Source organism: Paenibacillus chartarius, from assembly GCF_042432825.1.
GTDB classification, from domain to species: Bacteria; Bacillota; Bacilli; order Paenibacillales; family NBRC-103111; genus Gordoniibacillus; species Gordoniibacillus chartarius.
In genome coordinates this window covers 126,268-142,685 of the sequence record NZ_JBHLWN010000105.1, presented here as the reverse complement: position 1 = coordinate 142,685, position 16,418 = coordinate 126,268, and the positions used below count along the sequence as shown (strand labels likewise).

Annotated in this window: 15 protein-coding genes and 1 riboswitch; of the genes, 14 read left to right on the top strand and 1 reads right to left on the bottom strand. The window is 57.9% G+C overall.

Annotation, left to right across the window (positions count from 1 at the left end):
• The 8 genes from ACFFK0_RS26340 (at position 1) to ACFFK0_RS26305 (ending at position 9,714) form a co-directional block, all read left to right on the top strand.
• A complete protein-coding gene (locus ACFFK0_RS26340; protein ID WP_377473571.1) occupies positions 1–2,106 on the top strand; it encodes an ABC transporter ATP-binding protein in 2,106 nt (701 codons plus the stop codon).
• A gap of 43 nt (positions 2,107–2,149) precedes the next feature.
• Positions 2,150–2,701, top strand: a complete 552-nt coding sequence (locus ACFFK0_RS26335; protein ID WP_377473569.1) for a GNAT family N-acetyltransferase — start codon at positions 2,150–2,152, stop codon at positions 2,699–2,701.
• A 3-nt stretch (positions 2,702–2,704) separates the two neighbouring features.
• Positions 2,705–3,916, top strand: coding sequence for a M20 metallopeptidase family protein (locus ACFFK0_RS26330; protein WP_377473567.1), 1,212 nt, complete (start codon positions 2,705–2,707; stop codon positions 3,914–3,916).
• Positions 3,917–4,094: 178 nt separating this feature from the next.
• Positions 4,095–4,964 carry a LysR family transcriptional regulator gene (locus ACFFK0_RS26325; protein WP_377473565.1) on the top strand — a complete coding sequence of 290 codons (870 nt, stop codon included), beginning with the start codon at positions 4,095–4,097 and terminating at the stop codon, positions 4,962–4,964.
• 28 nt (positions 4,965–4,992) lie between these two features.
• Entirely contained in the window at positions 4,993–6,063 is a 1,071-nt protein-coding gene (locus ACFFK0_RS26320; protein ID WP_377473563.1) for an LLM class flavin-dependent oxidoreductase, read from the top strand.
• On the top strand, positions 6,033–7,205 hold the full coding sequence (locus ACFFK0_RS26315) for an amidohydrolase (RefSeq protein WP_377473560.1): 1,173 nt from the start codon (positions 6,033–6,035) through the stop codon (positions 7,203–7,205). The genes ACFFK0_RS26320 and ACFFK0_RS26315 overlap by 31 nt, the downstream gene beginning before the upstream one ends.
• A gap of 23 nt (positions 7,206–7,228) precedes the next feature.
• The gene (gene solA / locus ACFFK0_RS26310; protein WP_377473558.1) at positions 7,229–8,386 is read left to right on the top strand and encodes an N-methyl-L-tryptophan oxidase; all 1,158 of its coding nucleotides are present in this window, start codon (positions 7,229–7,231) and stop codon (positions 8,384–8,386) included.
• The gene (locus ACFFK0_RS26305) at positions 8,383–9,714 is read left to right on the top strand and encodes an LLM class flavin-dependent oxidoreductase (protein ID WP_377473556.1); all 1,332 of its coding nucleotides are present in this window, start codon (positions 8,383–8,385) and stop codon (positions 9,712–9,714) included. The genes solA and ACFFK0_RS26305 overlap by 4 nt, the downstream gene beginning before the upstream one ends.
• Positions 9,715–9,882: 168 nt before the next feature.
• Here the strand turns inward: ACFFK0_RS26305 and ACFFK0_RS26300 are convergent, their stop codons facing one another.
• Positions 9,883–10,272, bottom strand: coding sequence for an SET domain-containing protein (locus ACFFK0_RS26300; RefSeq protein ID WP_377473554.1), 390 nt, complete (start codon positions 10,270–10,272; stop codon positions 9,883–9,885).
• A gap of 212 nt (positions 10,273–10,484) precedes the next feature.
• Between ACFFK0_RS26300 and desA the strand changes: the two genes are divergently transcribed.
• From desA to ACFFK0_RS26270, 6 genes are all read left to right on the top strand, one after another.
• Complete coding sequence (gene desA, locus ACFFK0_RS26295) at positions 10,485–11,549, top strand: Delta(5) desaturase DesA (protein WP_377473552.1); 1,065 nt, start codon at positions 10,485–10,487, stop codon at positions 11,547–11,549.
• On the top strand, positions 11,507–12,640 hold the full coding sequence (locus tag ACFFK0_RS26290) for a histidine kinase (protein WP_377473550.1): 1,134 nt from the start codon (positions 11,507–11,509) through the stop codon (positions 12,638–12,640). The genes desA and ACFFK0_RS26290 overlap by 43 nt, the downstream gene beginning before the upstream one ends.
• Positions 12,637–13,236 (top strand): response regulator, encoded by a 600-nt coding sequence (locus ACFFK0_RS26285; protein ID WP_377473548.1) that lies wholly within the window; start codon positions 12,637–12,639, stop codon positions 13,234–13,236. Before ACFFK0_RS26290 ends, ACFFK0_RS26285 begins: the two co-directional genes overlap by 4 nt.
• A 181-nt stretch (positions 13,237–13,417) precedes the next feature.
• Positions 13,418–13,543, top strand: a riboswitch (SAM riboswitch).
• Positions 13,544–13,645: 102 nt separating this feature from the next.
• Entirely contained in the window at positions 13,646–14,644 is a 999-nt protein-coding gene (locus ACFFK0_RS26280; RefSeq protein ID WP_377473617.1) for a methionine ABC transporter ATP-binding protein, read from the top strand.
• Between the two features lie 4 nt (positions 14,645–14,648).
• Positions 14,649–15,308, top strand: coding sequence for a methionine ABC transporter permease (locus ACFFK0_RS26275; RefSeq protein ID WP_377473546.1), 660 nt, complete (start codon positions 14,649–14,651; stop codon positions 15,306–15,308).
• Positions 15,309–15,348: 40 nt separating this feature from the next.
• On the top strand, positions 15,349–16,188 hold the full coding sequence (locus ACFFK0_RS26270; RefSeq protein WP_377473544.1) for a MetQ/NlpA family ABC transporter substrate-binding protein: 840 nt from the start codon (positions 15,349–15,351) through the stop codon (positions 16,186–16,188).
• Positions 16,189–16,418 lie beyond the last annotated feature (230 nt).

Genomic DNA, 16,418 nt, shown 5'->3' with positions numbered 1-16,418 from the left:
ATGGGTACATTGCTGGAAATTGACCGCTTAAGCGTTGAATTTGCAACGGCAAAAGGTGACCTGCAGGCAATCGAGGACGTCAGCTTCTCGATCTGCGCCGGCGAGGTGGTGTGTCTGGTCGGGGAATCGGGCAGCGGGAAGTCGGTCACCTCGAAAGCGATACTGCGCCTCATCGACGATGAGAACGGATCGATTACAGCTGGATCGATCACGCTGGATGGGATCGAAATTACGGGGTTGACGCAGGATACGCTGAGATCGCTGCGGGGGAAACGGATGGCCATGGTGTTCCAGGAGCCGATGGCCGCGTTCGATCCGGTATTCACGATCGGCAGCCAGATTGTCGAGACGATTCGACGCCACACGCGCCAGTGCACGGCGAATCAAGCTTGGCGTCAAGCGGTGGAACTGCTGCGGCGAGTCGGCATCCCGGAGCCCGAGCTCCGTATGAAGCAGTATCCGAACGAGCTGTCCGGGGGGATGCTGCAGCGGGCGATGATCGCCATGGCGCTTAGCTGCGATCCGGAGCTGCTCATCGCCGATGAGCCGACAACAGCGCTGGATGTGACGATCCAGGCTCAAATTTTGCAGCTGCTGCAGGACTTGAAGACCGAATACAGGATGTCGATTCTTCTCATTACGCATGATATGGGGGTAGCCGCGCAAATCGCCGACCGGATCGTTGTCATGTATGCAGGCAAGGTCGTGGAGCAGGCGGCAACGAAGGAATTGTTTGCGCAGCCCCGACATCCGTACACCCAAGGGCTTCTGCAGTCAATAACGACGATGGAGAGCGACCGGTCCCGGCGCTTGTATGCAATTCCCGGCTCAATACCGGGCTTATCCGAGATGCCGACCGGCTGCCGCTTTCATCCGCGCTGCCCGTATGCGACGGATTTATGCGTCCGGGAGGCGCCGCCGCTGCAGGACCGAGAAGGCAGACAGACCGCCTGCTGGCATGTGGAGCAGGTGCTTGCGGATAAAGGGAAAAGGCTCGTGAATCGGGTGCAAGGCGCAGCTGCGGAGGCTTCGGCTGCTGTTACAGCTATCACTGCCACCGCTACCACCTCTGCTTATGCCACCGCTGTCGCTGCTGCTTCAGCAGCGGTACGGGAGCCGGTACCGCCTCAGCTTGACACGGTGCCTCTGTTCGAGCTGCGGCAGGTGACGAAGCATTATCCGTACGGCAGATCGCTGTTCTCCAGGCAAAAGAAAGCGATACATGCGGTTGACGACGTATCGTTCTCGATTCGCAAAGGAGAGACGTTCGGCCTCGTCGGCGAATCGGGAAGCGGCAAGTCGACGCTAGGCCGCGTACTGCTTCATCTGGAGCGGCCGACCTCGGGGGCCGTCCTGTTCGAAGGCCAAGATTTGGCCGCATTATCGGGCGCGCAGCTGCGCGAACAACGCAAGCAGATGCAGATGATTTTCCAGAATCCGTACGGCTCGGTCGACCCTCGCTGGAAGATCGGCGATATTATCGGCGAGCCGTTGTCCATTCACACGTCGTTAAGCGCCGCTGAGAGGAAGGAGCATGTCCATGAGCTGCTGCAGCTTGTCGGCCTGAGTTCTGCGGCATATGACCGTTATCCGCATGAGTTCTCAGGCGGTCAACGCCAGCGGATCGGCATCGCCAGAGCGATTGCGCTGCAGCCGAAGTTCGTGTTGGCCGATGAAGCGGTGTCGGCCCTGGACGTGTCGGTTCAGGCCCAAATCATTCATCTGCTCGAAGATTTGCGCCGGCGTCTGGATGTTACATTCCTGTTTATCGGACACGGTTTGAATGTGGTTCGGTACGTATCGGACCGGATCGGCGTCATGTACTTGGGCAAGCTGGTCGAAATCGCTCCAAGCGAGACGTTGTTCCGGCACCCGGCGCACCATTATACGAAGGCGCTGATCGCCTCTGTTCCCATTCCGGATCCCGCGCACCGGCAAGAGCTGGCGGTCATTCAAGGGGAAATTCCGTCTCCGGCGAGCCCTCCGTCCGGCTGCCGCTTTCGTACGCGCTGCCCGGCCGCCACGGCAAGGTGCGCCGAGGAGCCGCCGCAGTTTCGGGAAGTAGGCGAGGGGCACTTCGTTGCCTGTCACGATCCGGTGTTTTAGAGTTGTGAAATGTTCTAACTTGACGGAAGGGGGAGGGATGAGGATGGGAAACGCAAGCGCCTTGCAGATACGGGATGCTGTGCCGGCTGACCGCGATAGCATTCGTCAAGTTGCGCTGTCCGCTTACGAGCAGTATGCGGCCGTCATGCCGGAGGAGAGGTGGCTGGCTTACCGGGAATCGATTGCCGGTTCCGTGGACGGAGAAGGTCCGATGGCAAGATTCGTCGCCGAGCTGGACGGCGAGATCGTTGGCAGCGCCCTCTTGTTTATGTCCTCGGAGCAAGCTTACGGGCGGCCGGAGCTGGCCATCGGCGGAGCGATTGTCCGATTGCTTGCGGTCGCGCCCGGCGCTAGAGGCAAAGGAGTGGCAACGGAGCTCTTGCGGGAAAGCGTCCGCCGTTCGCGGCAGCTGGGGTCTCCCGACCTGCATTTGCATACGTCGGACATGATGGCTGCAGCAGTGAGACTGTACGAACGGCTGGGCTTCGAGAGAGCTGTTGACAAGGATGTTAGCAACGGCGATACGCTTGTCAAATGCTACAGGCTCGATTTGACGAAGCCGGTTCCGTTCGAGCGGGAAACGGCGGTTACATAGTCGATGAATATGCAGCGGATTTATGCGGATATTGAAATGTTGCAAGAGGAGCTTGTCCGTCTGCGGCGGGATTTGCACCGTCACCCGGAGCTCATGTACGAGGTTCGCCGAACGGCGGGCATCGTGGCCGGGCTGCTGGAGAGCTGGGAAATCGAGGTGGAGCGTAACGTCGGAGCGTATTTCGGTGCGGGTGTAATAGGCACCTTGCGGGGAGGACGTCCGGGTAAGACGGTCGTACTGCGCGCCGACATGGACGCCCTGCCGATCGAGGAGAAGAACGACGCCGACTATCGTTCTACGGTGGAAGGCGCCATGCACGCCTGCGGGCACGACGCTCATACCGTCATGCTGCTGGGCTCCGCCAGGGCGCTAAGCAGGCATCGTGAGGAAGTCCCCGGCATCGTCAAATTTGTGTTTCAGCCTGCCGAGGAAGGAGCCAGACCGTCGCCCGGCGACGGCGTGCTGCGCAGCGGAGGGGCGGATATGATCGAGGCCGGCATTCTGGACGGCGCGGACCGCTGCTTCGCGCTGCATGTATGGCCGGAGCTGCCGATCGGTACGATCGGCGTTCACCGCAGCTATGTGCTGGCGGCGTCGACGCATTTTACCGTCGCATTCCATGGTTTGACAGGCCATCACGCCACGCCGCATCTCGCTTCCGATGCAATTACGATGGCGGCGCAGTGGATCGTCGAGATGAGAACGTTCATGTCGGCGGCCTTGAATCCGCTGGAGCCGACGGTGCTCGGCTTCGGAACGCTGCAGGCGGGTACGGTCCGTAACGCCATTGCCGACCGGAGCGAGGTGACGGGCTCGTTCCGGGCGTTCGAACCGTCGACGGTCGAGCGGATCCGGCAGGCTGCCGTCAGCCGGGCTCAAAGCGTCGCCGCCTTGTATGGCGGAACCGCGGAGCTTAGCTTCCGGATCGGGACCGCGCTGCGCAACGACAGCGAGGCGGCTTCGCTCGCACTGCAGGCGGGAGCCGAGGTGTTCGGCGGCGAGCGGGTGATGGCTCTGGAGCAGCCGAGTTTGGCCGGAGAGGATTTCGCGCTGTACACGAAACGGGTGCCTGGAGCGATGGCGCTGATCGGGATTCGAAACGAAGAGCGCGGGTTCGCTTATCCGCTGCACCATCCGCAATTTGACCTGGATGAGCGCGTTCTGTCATATGGAGCCAAAATCCATGCGGAAATGGTCCGAAGGTTTAATTCGTAAAATCCGATTGACATACTTGGTAATGGAAGATAAAGTAAGATTAACTGAAACACCGTCGACCGGGCAGCCGGAGACCTGCAAAGCTTTGTCCATTTGTCAGCATCGGGCGGAGCATTGTCAGGTCTCTGTTTGCTTCAAGGCGGACTTCCTTTATCTGCGTCAATATGGAGACATGCGTATGAATATCGAAAACATTGAAGCGTTCGTCTATGTGTTTCATTACGGAAGTTTTAACAAGGCGTCGGAAGTGCTTTTCTTGTCGCAGCCTTCGGTTACCGCACGGATCCAATCGCTGGAGCGGGAGCTGGACTGCCGGCTGTTCGACCGGCTGGGCAAGCAGGTGCAGCTGACGGAAAAAGGAAGACAGTTTCTTCCGTACGCACAGCAGCTGCTGCAAATTTACCGGAAGGGCAAGCAGCACATTCAGCGGCAGCGGACGGAGCCGAACGAGCTGCGGATCGGCTGTACGGTTTCCGTATCCAACTATATCATCCCGGAGCTGCTGCCGAAGCTGAAGCGGCAATATCCGGGGCTGCAGATCAAGCTGACGACGGCAGTGACGGACGATATCGTGCAGAAGGTGCTGAACCGCGAGCTCGATATCGGCTTCGTCCGCAATATCAGCCATCCGAACCTGCAATCGGTCAAATATTACGAGGATCCGATCCGCTTGTACGCTTATGCGGGACATCCGCTTGCGGGCTATGCCGAAGTATCTGCGGAAGAGCTGGTGGGCGAACCGTTCGTTTTCTTCGAATGCGGCTCGCTCGACTGGCTGCGCATTCACCGAATGTTCCAAAGCCTGAATACGCCGCCGGCCATCGAAATCCACACGGATAACTCCGAAAGCGCGAAGAAGCTGGTGCTGCACAAGGCGGGCATCTGCTTTCTGCCCGGACTAAGCGTTCGCAAGGAAGTGAAGGAAGGGCTGCTGCACCCGATCGAAGTCGCCGAGGTGTCGGGCGTGGCGCTGCAGACGAATATCATTACCCTGAACGGCGAACAGTCGGAAATCGTGAAATTTTTACTTGCAAATAAATTTGTTTAAACCATAAGACGTTCGGGAGATGACAAATATGACAAGAAGAGGGATTAAGCTCAGCATATTGGACCAAACCCCGGTATTGGCGGAGCAAACCGCGAAGGAAGCGTTCGCGAATACGATCGAGCTGGCGCAATTGGCGGAACGGCTTGGGTATTACCGGTTCTGGGTGTCGGAGCATCACGATTCGGAACGGGTGGCCGGCTCCTCGCCGGAGGTGCTGATTTCGCATTTATTGGCCAAGACCGAGCGGCTGCGGATCGGCTCCGGCGGCGTGATGCTGCAGCATTACAGCCCCTATAAGGTCGCGGAAAATTTTAACGTGCTTGCTTCGCTGGCACCGGGGCGTGTCGATCTCGGCGTAGGCCGTGCCCCGGGCGGTTTGCCGCGCTCGACGCGGGCTTTGCAGCAGGGCGTCACCGAGCCGGCAACGCTCGAGGGTAAGCTGATCGAGCTCCAATATTACGTAGCGAACGAAGTGCCTGCCGATCATCCGCTGGCGGGAATCGTCGCCGGACCTGTCGCGGCGCAGCCGGCCGATATCTATGTCCTGGGCACGAGCGTGGCCTCCGCGGAAATCGCCGCCGCATCCGGCTTGCCTTACGTGTTTGCGTTATTCATCAACAGCGACGAGCAGGTCGCTCACGACGCCTTCCAGGCATATGCCGAGCGGTTCCAGCCGAAGGGCGGCCGCACGCCTGAGCCGATATTGGCGCTTTCGGTTATCGCCGCCGACACGGACGAGGAAGCGGCGGAGCTTGCCGGCGATTACAAGCTGTTCAAAATCAAGCTGGCCAGCGGCCGCACGCTGACCGTCGGAACGATCGAGCAGGCGGAGGAGTTCGGCAAACAGTCGAACGAGGAATATTCGATCGATACGCAGCAGGCTCAAATCGTGAAAGGGACGAAGGAGACGGTTCGCAGCCGGCTGCTGGAGCTGCAGGAGAAGTTCGGCGTCGGCGAATTCATCGTCGTATCGACGAATGTGAAAAACTTCGAGCAGCGCAAACATTCTTATTCACTGCTGAAGGAAGCATTCGACGAATTACTGGAGGAAGAGAAGGAGGAGGCTGCATGGGAGCAAACGGCGGCGGCGCGGTCGTAAGCGCCGATACAATCAAGGAAAAGCTTGTGGCGGTGCGGCGTCATCTTCACCAATATCCGGAGCTCTCCCTTGAGGAGGTGCAGACGACGGCCTACATACGGCGGCAGCTGGAAGAGGCTGGTATCCGAATCGCCACCCAATATGCACTGCCGACCGGCGTCATCGCCGAAATTGGAGGGCTGCGCGGCGGGCCGATCGTGGCGCTGCGTGCCGACATCGATGCGCTTCCCGTTACGGAGGAGACCGGCTTGCCGTTCGCCTCGAAAGTTCCCGGCAAGATGCATGCCTGCGGTCATGACTTCCACACGGCGGCGATTCTAGGCGCCGCTTTGCTGCTGAAGGAGCAAGAGGATAAGCTTCCGGGTACGGTGCGGATCATCTTTCAGCCGGCGGAGGAAAAGGCGGCGGGAGCCGTCAAAGTGGTGGCGAGCGGCGCATTGGAAGGCGTGCGGGCGATCTACGGGCTGCACAACAAGCCGGATCTGCCGGTCGGGACGATCGGGATCCGCTCCGGTCCGCTAATGGCGTCCGCCGACGGCTTCCTCGTGGAGCTGGAAGGTGTCGGCTCCCATGCGGCCGTACCCGAGGCGAGCGTCGATCCGATCGTTGCGGCGGCTTATTTGATCACCGCGCTGCAGTCGATTGTCAGCCGCAATGTCAGTCCGCTGGACAGCGCCGTCGTCAGCGTAACGCGGCTGAACAGCGGCACGGCGTGGAACGTCATCCCGGAGAAGGCGGTTCTGGATGGCACGCTGCGGACGTTTGACGAGGAGGTGCGAGCCCGTGTCGTGAAGCGGTTCGGCGAGGTGGCGGACGGGGTCGCTGCCGCTTACGGGGCCAAAGCGTCGCTGCGCTGGCTGCAAGGGCCGCCGCCGGTTCATAACGATGCGGGGCTGGCCGCTGCTGCGGCAGATGCGGCGAAGCGGCTCGGGCTGAACGTCATAGAGCCGAAGCCGTCACCGGCGGGAGAAGATTTTGCCTTCTACCAGAAAGAGGTGCCGGGCTTGTTTATCTTCGTTGGAACATCGGGACCGAAAGAATGGCATCACCCTGCGTTCGATGTCGATGAACGGGCTTTGCCGGTAACCGCGCAATTCTTTGCCGAGCTGGCCGCCTCCGAGCTGAACCGCTTTGCGACTTAATGTAACGACGGGGAGGGGGCAGAATGAGCCAAACATTTGACGTCATCATCGTCGGCGCCGGCTCGATGGGCATGAGCGCCGGCTATTATTTGGCCCGGCGGGGAGTCCGCACGCTGATGATCGATGCGTTCGACCCGCCGCATGAGGAAGGCAGCCACCACGGGGATACGAGATTGATCCGTCATGCCTACAGCGGAGGCGCAGCGTATGTCGCGCTTGCTTTGGAAGCGGACCGGTCGTGGCGGGATCTGGAGGAGGAGAGCGGGCAGCGGCTGCTCGTCCGTTCCGGCGTCTTGAATATGGCCGACCGCACGCAGGGACGCTTTCAGCAGCGGATTCAGGATGCGCAGGGTGCCGGAGTGCGCGTAGAGCGTCTCGATGCCGACGAAATCAACCGCCGCTGGCCGGGCATCCGTCTGCCGCACTCGTATGAAGCCATGTATGAACCCGATGCGGGATACTTGCACAGCGAACGCTGTATCGCGGCTTACCGCAAGCTGGCGTTAGCCGAGGGAGCGATGCTGCTGCCCTATACGCGGGTGCAGCACATCGAGGCTGATGGCGGCGCCGTTCGGGTGCTAACGCGAGTCGGCGATTTTGCCGCCGATCGCCTCATCCTTACTGCCGGGGCCTGGTTCCCATCGCTCCAGCCGTTCGTCACGCTGCCGATCCGGGCCGTACGCAAAACCGTAGGCTGGTTTCAGTCCGAACCGGGATTGTTCGATACGGGCGCTTTCCCCGGCTTTACCTTGGCTGCGGACAACGGCGGCTACTACGGATTCCCCAGCATTGCCGGCGGCGGCGTCAAGATCGGCCGCCATGACGGCGGACTGCCGTGGCGGCCCGGGGAGACGCCTGTGCCGTTCGGCCATTGTCGCGAGGACGAATCGGATCTGCGCAGGACGCTGGAGGCGTTCATGCCGCAGGCCGCCGGCCGATTGGTAAGCTCCGCCGTATGCAAGTACGAGCTGACGCCGGATGAACATTTTATCATCGACAAGCATCCGGCTCACGAAAACGTTATCGTCGCAGGCGGCTTCTCCGGGCACGGCTTCAAATTTTCGAGCGCGGTCGGCAAGGCGCTGGCCGAGCTTGCGCTGGGCAAGCGGCCTTCCGTAGATCTTGGCCTATTTGCCTTATCCAGATTCGATACAACCGCTATTGGAGGAGAGAACCTATGAGTTCAAAGAGAAAAATCAAGCTGGGTGCGATTTTGCACGGGGTGGGCGGCAACATCTCGGGATGGAGGCACCCCGACGCGATCACGGATGCAAGCGTAAATTTCGAGCTTTACAAGCATTGGACCCGGAAGGCGGAAGAAGGCAAGTTCGATTTTGTGTTTATCGCGGACGGACTGTATATTACGGAAAAATCGATCCCCCACTTCCTGAACCGGTTCGAGCCGATTACGATCTTGAGTGCGCTGGCCGGCGTCAGCTCCAAGATCGGGCTCGTCGGCACGCTGTCGACGTCGTACAGCGTGCCGTTCACCGTGTCCCGCCAATTCGGCTCGCTCGATATGATCTCCGGCGGCCGGGCCGGCTGGAACGTCGTCACTTCGCCGCTGGAAGGCTCCGCGCTCAACTTCGGCAAGACGGAGCAGCAGCACCCGTCCCACCCGGAACGCTACAAAATCGCCGACGAATACTTGAACGTTGCGACAGGTCTCTGGGATTCGTGGGAGGACGACGCGTTCATCCGCGACAAGGAAAGCGGCGTGTTCTTCGACCCGGCCAAAATGCATACCCTGGGCCACAAGGGCGACTATTTCTCGGTCAAAGGTCCGCTGAACATCGCCCGTTCGAAGCAGGGGCAGCCGGTGATTTTCCAGGCGGGTGCGTCCGAGGCGGGCAAGAGCTTTGCAGCAAAGTGGGCGAACGCAATCTTTACCGGTCAGGAGACAATTGAGGATGCGAAGCAGTACTATGATGACGTGAAGGGTCGTGCCGCCAAGCTCGGCCGGCGTCCGGAGGACATCGTCATTATGCCGGGTATCGGTCCGATCATCGGCAGGACGCAGGAGGAGGCGGAGCGGAAATACGAGGAGATGGCCAATCTCGTTTCCATCGACAAGGCGCTCGACTTCCTGGGCCGCTTTTACGAGCACCACGATTTCTCGCAGTACCCGCTTGACGAGCCGTTCCCGGAGCTCGGCGAGTTGGGCCGCAACAGCTTCCAGAGCGCTACGGACCGGATGAAGGAGCTCGCCAAGGCGGAAAACTTAACGCTTCGTCAAGTCGCGCTGCGGGTCGCTACGCCGAAGCCGACGTTCCTCGGCACGCCGGAGTCGGTCGCCGATAAGCTGCAGGCCTGGTTCGAGTCCGGCGCAGCGGACGGCTTCATCGTCGGGGCGGCAACGCCGCGCGGGCTGGAGGAATTCATCGACGAAGTCGTGCCGATTCTGCAGCGGCGTGGGCTGTTCCGGGACGAATACGAAGCGGATACGCTGCGCGGCCATCTCGGCCTGCCGATTCCGCAAAATCGTTATACCCGGCAAGTAGTCGTATAAGTTGAGCTGTTTAATCGGCAGCTAAAAGGGCAGCGCTCCGTCCAAACGACGGGAGCGGCTGCCCTTGCTGCGTTCGCTTACGGTGAATCACCCGAAAAAGAAACCCGGAGCCGCCATGGCGCCCCCGGGTTATTGCATCATTTTCGTCCCATGACCCCAAAAATCAGATCAATCCTCAGCATCGTCTTCCAGAAACCAAAGCGGGTCGTCGCAATCGACATCGCCGTTATAGTTGATCAATATTTCTTCCCCGGCAGCGATGTCTCTATAGGCAAAGAAGTCGACGGTCAGTTTCTCAAAACTGATATCGTAGGTGGCGTTAGGCGTGTACGAATGGTTGAACAAGCTGCCGTAGCCCAAGAGAAGCGCGGAATGATTGGCTCCGTAATTAAACACATAATCCTCAAGGATCGTCTTCTCGATATGTTCGTGATCCTCATTCGGATACGTGATGACCGGCGCTTCGTGAATCAGCGTGCCTTTCGGAATCGGCTGTGTCGCAAATACGCCTCGATTGAATTCGCCGTTGCTCAGTTTGGATGTTTTAATCTCGATCATACTCGTCACCTTGTCCCCGCTTGTTACGGGTTCCTCATCGATTGTTCACAACGTTTGAAATAAAAATTATACATGAGGTGCCGCCGTTGCGCAATTCAATCGGAAAGTATATGACATTTGTCATGTCACCTCCATGACGTACATGACTTATGACGTGCTCCCAAAGATTTTATAATGAAAGGAACCGTCACGTACAGAAGGAGCGACCCTCGATGTCCGATTCCCGAATTAAACATTTGAAACATTCTATGACCCCCTATGAAAAGACGAATGTCAAGGCAAGCGTTATGCAAATTGCAAACACGATCGTACCGTTCATTGGCCTATGGTATGTCGCCTATTTGCTGCTGGACGTTTCCTATGTATTAACCTTTCTCGTTGCCGTCGTCGCAGCCTGCTTTAATGTGCGGACGTTCATTTTGTTTCACGACTGCTGCCATCAATCGTTCTTTCGAAGCCGCTTGGCGAATGGTATACTAGGTACCATTACAGGGATTTTAACGCTCGTTCCGTACGAGCAGTGGAAGTGGTCGCACACGATCCATCACGCGACAAGCGGCAATCTCGATAAACGGGGGACGGGCGACATGTGGGTCATGACCGTCGAAGAGTATGCGGAAGCGCCGCTGCTTCGCCGCATCGCCTACCGTTTGTACCGCCATCCGCTCGTATTGTTCGGACTTGGACCGGTCGCCGTTTTTCTGATCCAATATCGCTTTAACCGGAAGCAGGCACGACGCAAAGAGCGCATGAATACGTACCTGACCAACCTCGGCATCGTCCTGTTATACGCAGGCTTATGCGCGCTTATCGGCTGGAAGGCCTTCGTGCTCGTGCAAGCTCCGATCTTTTATATTTCCGGGCTTCTCGGTTTTTGGCTGTTCTACGTGCAGCACCAATTCGAGGATTCCTACTTTGAAAATGAAGACGAATGGTCATATGTGCAAGCGGCAGTGGAAGGAAGCTCGTATTACAAGCTGCCGGCGGTGCTGCAGTGGCTCACCGGCAACATCGGCTTCCATCATGTGCATCACCTGAGCCCGAAAATTCCAAACTATAACCTGGAGCTGGCTCATGAGTCGGTGCCATCGCTGCAGAAAGCGACGACGATTACGGTGAAGTCAAGCTTGAAGTCGCTGCGATTCCGGCTGTGGGACGAACAAACCAAAACATTCGTTACCTTTAAGGAAGGCATGCGGCTATCCCGCACAAGGCGGAAGGAGAACGCCACTTCATGCAATTCTGGAATCAAGTTTCACGCAAAAATACCGGGCTGAGTCCGTATGTCTGGGTTGTTTTCTATATCCTGCCGTTTTACTTTATATTTCATTCTTCATCCAGCTATGAAATCGCCTCCGGCATTGCGATGATTATCGTTTATTTAATCTGCTACGTGCTGTCCTTTGTGTCCAAAGGATGGCTCGTTTATTTCTGGACGAGTGTGCAGATCGTGATCTCCTTCGCTATGGGCTTATTGTTCGGCTATGTATACTTTTCGCTGTTCCTGGCGTTCTTCATCGGCAATCTCAAGAATCGCATCGCGTTTTTCATCCTGTATTCGATCCACATCGTCAGCACGTTCGCCGCCGTCAATTACGGGTTCGCCACGCTGAATCCCGTGCTGCTGCAGCAGCTGCCGTTCGTATTTCTATGCTTGATCGCCGTCATCCTGCTCCCGGTGAACACGTATAACCGGAACAAGGAGGAGCGGCTGAACGAGCAGCTGCAGGATGCGAATAAGCGCATTTCGGAGCTGGTCAAGCTGGAGGAGCGGCAGCGCATCGCCCGAGATTTGCATGATACGCTCGGCCAGAAGCTGAGCTTGATCGGCCTGAAGAGCGACCTTGCCCGCAAGCTGATCGAACACGACCCGAAGCGGGCTGAAGCGGAGATGATCGATGTGCGGCAAACGGCCCGAACGGCTCTGAAGGAAGTGCGGGAGCTCGTCACGCATATGCGCGGGGTCAAGCTGGAGGATGAGCTGCAGCTGGTATGGCAAATTTTGGATGCCGCTCAGATTGGGCTCAACGTGAAAGGCGACCCGAAGCTGACGAACGTCTCTCTGCTAGTGGAAAACGTGCTGTCCATGTGCCTCAAGGAGGCCGTAACGAACGTGGTGAAGCATAGCAAAGCGACGGAGTGCTCTATCGAAATTCGCCAGGAGTCTACGGAGCTGGTTGTGACGGTGCGGGACAACGGCGTCGGGATGGCCGATGCCGCACGCTCCAGATGGGGCAATGGCATTCGCGGCATGAAGGAACGGCTGGAGTTCGTCAACGGCACCTTCGACATCGTTACGGCCTGCGGTACGACAGTCGTCATGAGAATTCCGAATTCATACCGGCAGGCGGAGGAGGGAACAGAGTGATCAAGGTCGTTATCGCCGAAGATCAGAAAATGCTGTTGGGCGCGCTCGCCGCGCTGCTGGAGCTGGAGGAAGATATCACGGTCGTCGGGAAAGCGAGCAACGGCGATGAGGCTGTCAAGCTTGTAGGCCAGCTCCAGCCGGATGTTTGCATCATGGACATCGAAATGCCGGGAAAGGGCGGTCTGGAGGCGGCTGAAGAGCTCAAAGGCAGCGGCTGCAAGATCATCATCCTGACGACGTTCGCCCGTCCGGGCTATTTCGAACGGGCGCGGAAAGCCGGCGTAAACGGCTACTTGCTGAAGGACAGTCCGAGCGAGGAGCTTGCCGCATCAATTCGCAGTGTAGTTGCAGGAAGGCGAATTTACGCTCCGGAGCTGATCGACGAGGCGTATAGCGAGGGGAATCCGCTCACCGAGCGGGAAAGTGAAGTGCTTCTGCTCATGGCCGACGGCAAAAATACGAAGGAAATTGCGAACCAGCTCTTTCTGACGACCGGAACCGTCCGCAATTACGTGTCCGTCATCCTCGACAAGCTGGACGTCAGCAACCGGGTCGAGGCGATTAAGCGGTTTAAAGATAAAGGCTGGTTTAAGTGAGCATAGCGCTCACTATTTTTGTATGCGGAAAAAGTGGGGGAAGCCTGTTTGTGCGGATATACAGGGGACTTTGTTTCGTTTTGAGATTATTATCCAAGTGTTAAATAAGTATTGACTTGCAGTCCGCCGGGATTTATACTGACAACTGTTACCTTGATTATCTCATATACGTTCACACAACTTCTTATCCAGAGTGGCGGAGGGACAAGGCCCTATGAAGCCCGGCAACCAGTTCGCGGAGAGCGCTCTACGAATGGCTTGGTGCCAAATCCTTCAAAATTGCTCAGGCGGTTTTGAGAGATGAGAAGGGAGCGACATTCGATATTCGTATTCGAAGCTGCAACCTCTCTTGTCTCCGGGCAGGAGAGGTTTTTATTTTGGCAATAGTGAGGAGAGACCTATGGTGCCGATGATTCGGCTTGAAGGCATAACGAAGCAATACCATACAGGATCCAAGCAAGTGGACGCTTTATCCGGGGTCGATCTGACCGTTGCCCGCGGCGAGATCTTCGGCGTTATCGGCCATTCCGGCGCGGGCAAGAGCACGCTGCTGCGCAGCATTAATTTGCTGGAGCGTCCGAGCGGCGGGCGGGTCTTCGTTGATGGCAAGGAACTGACGGCGCTCGGCGCGAAGCAGCTGCAGTCGGAGCGGCGTCGTATCGGCATGATTTTCCAGCACTTTCATTTGCTTTCGTCGGCAACGGTGGCGGACAATATCGCGTTTCCGCTGAAGCTCGTGAAGACGCCGAAGGCGGAGATCGAGCGGAAGGTGAGCGAGCTGCTCAGCTTGACGGGGCTCGAGGACCACCGCCACAAATATCCGTCCCAGCTGTCGGGCGGACAGAAGCAGCGCGTCGGGATCGCGAGGGCCTTGGCGAATGATCCGCAGGTGCTATTATGCGATGAAGCCACTTCGGCGCTCGATCCGCAGACGACGAACTCGATTTTGAATCTGCTGCTGGATATTAACCGTCGGTTCGGGCTTACGATCGTGCTCATTACCCACGAGATGCATGTCATCCGGTCGATTTGCGACCGGGTTGCGGTCATTCACGGAGGCCGGCTGGTGGAGCAAGGTCCGGTAACCGAGGTGTTCCTGAAGCCGCAGCATCCGGTTACGCGGGAGTTCATCGAGCAGGTGACCGACCCGGTCGAGCTGCCGTCCTCAGGCGATGAGGCGGCGCGGCTGCTGAGGCTTACCTTCCTCGGCGATTCGACATACGAGCCGATCCTGTCCCGCGCGGTGCAGTCGACCGGCGTAACGTTCTCGATTCTGCAGGGGACGATCTCCAAGCTGAAGGACACGCCGTACGGGCAGCTTGTCGTCAAGCTGGAGGGAGACGGCGAAGCCGTTAAGCAGACTATAGAAACGCTGCGTGCAAACGGGCTTGATGTGGAGGTGCTGTAAAACGATGGATGTTTCCAAAATCAGTTGGCCCGAAATCGGGCAAGCGACGCTGGACACGCTCCAGATGCTCGGGTACTCCGCGCTGTTCACGTTTCTCGTCGGCCTGCCGCTTGGCATTGTGCTCTATATGACGGCGAAGGGCGGACTGCTGCAAAACGCACCGCTCTACAGTGTAATCTCGCTCGTCGTCAACGTGCTGCGGTCGTTTCCGTTCGTTATTTTGATGATCGCCGCGATTCCGCTGACCAAATTGATCGTCGGCACCTCGCTCGGGGTGGAAGGAGCGATACCTCCGCTTGTCATCGCCGCTTCGCCGTTCTTCGCCCGGCTGGTGGAGAGTTCGCTGCGCGAGGTGGACCGCGGTGTCATTGAGGCGGCCCAATCGATGGGTGCCTCGCACCTGCAGATCATTTGGAAGGTGCTGCTGCCTGAATCACTGCCGGGCCTGCTCGCCGGCATTACGATTACGACGGTAACGCTCGTGTCGTACACGGCGATGTCAGGGCTGATCGGCGGCGGCGGGCTCGGGGATTTGGCGATCCGTTACGGGTACCAGCGCTTCGAAAAGGAAGTCATGATCGTTACCGTAGTTATTTTGATTGCGCTAGTGCAGATTCTGCAGATGATCGGGGACCGACTCGTCCAACGTTTCAGCCGCAGATGATTCACATAGAAAAAAAGATAGGTTTAGGAGGAATCATACGATGAAAAGAGCTTTTGTAGCTGCAACACTGCTGTTCACCCTTGCCGCTTGCGGCAGCAAACCGGAGGCGACGACGCCGTCCGCTTCCGCTCCGGCAACGCCGGCTCCGGCCGCTGCGAAGGAAGTGACGCTGAAGGTCGGCGCTACGGCCGTGCCTCACGCGGAAATTTTGAACTACGTGAAGCCGAAGCTGAAGGAGCAGGGCGTGAATCTGGAAGTGAAAGAGTTCACGGATTACGTACAGCCGAACGTTCAGGTGAACGAGAAGCAGCTTGACGCGAACTTCTTCCAGCACACGCCGTACCTTGAAGATTTCAACAAGAAAAACAATATGAGCCTCGTCAAAGTAGCGGGCGTTCACATCGAGCCGTTCGGCGCGTACTCCAAGAAAATCAAGAAGGTCGACGAGCTGAAGGAAGGCGCTACCGTTGCGATTCCGAACGATGCAACGAACGGCGGCCGCGCGCTGGCGCTGCTGGAGAAGAACGGTCTGATCAAGCTGAAGGAAGGCGTAGGCATCGCCGGCAAAGTGAGCGACATTGCCGGGAATCCGAAGAAGCTCAAAATTAAAGAGCTGGAAGCGGCGATGCTGCCTCGTACGCTGGATGAAGTCGACCTCGCGCTGATCAACACGAACTATGCGCTGCAGGCGCAATTGACGCCGACGAAGGACGCTTTGTTCACTGAGGACAAAGACTCTCCTTACGTGAACATTCTCGTTGCGCGTGCCGATAACAAAGATTCCGAGCCGATGCAGAAGCTGGTGAAGGCGCTGAATTCGGAAGACGTCAAGAAGTTCATCGACGACAAGTACAAGGGTGCCGTCGTGCCGGCGTTCTAATCATAGCTATAACGAAAACAGACAGGGCTAATAAAGCCTGTCTGTTTTTATGTTGGGCTCAGCGGCGCGATGCCGGACCGAAGCGGCGAGGAAAGCACGGAATTTTCCAAGGAACCGGAGTTTTCATTGTTATCGAATGTAAAAAATAGGTAGGGCGCCCTAGGAGAAGTCACGGAAACGTGTTCAGCAATTTGTGCTGCAGCGGATGAAATTTTGGGACTTTAGGTCAT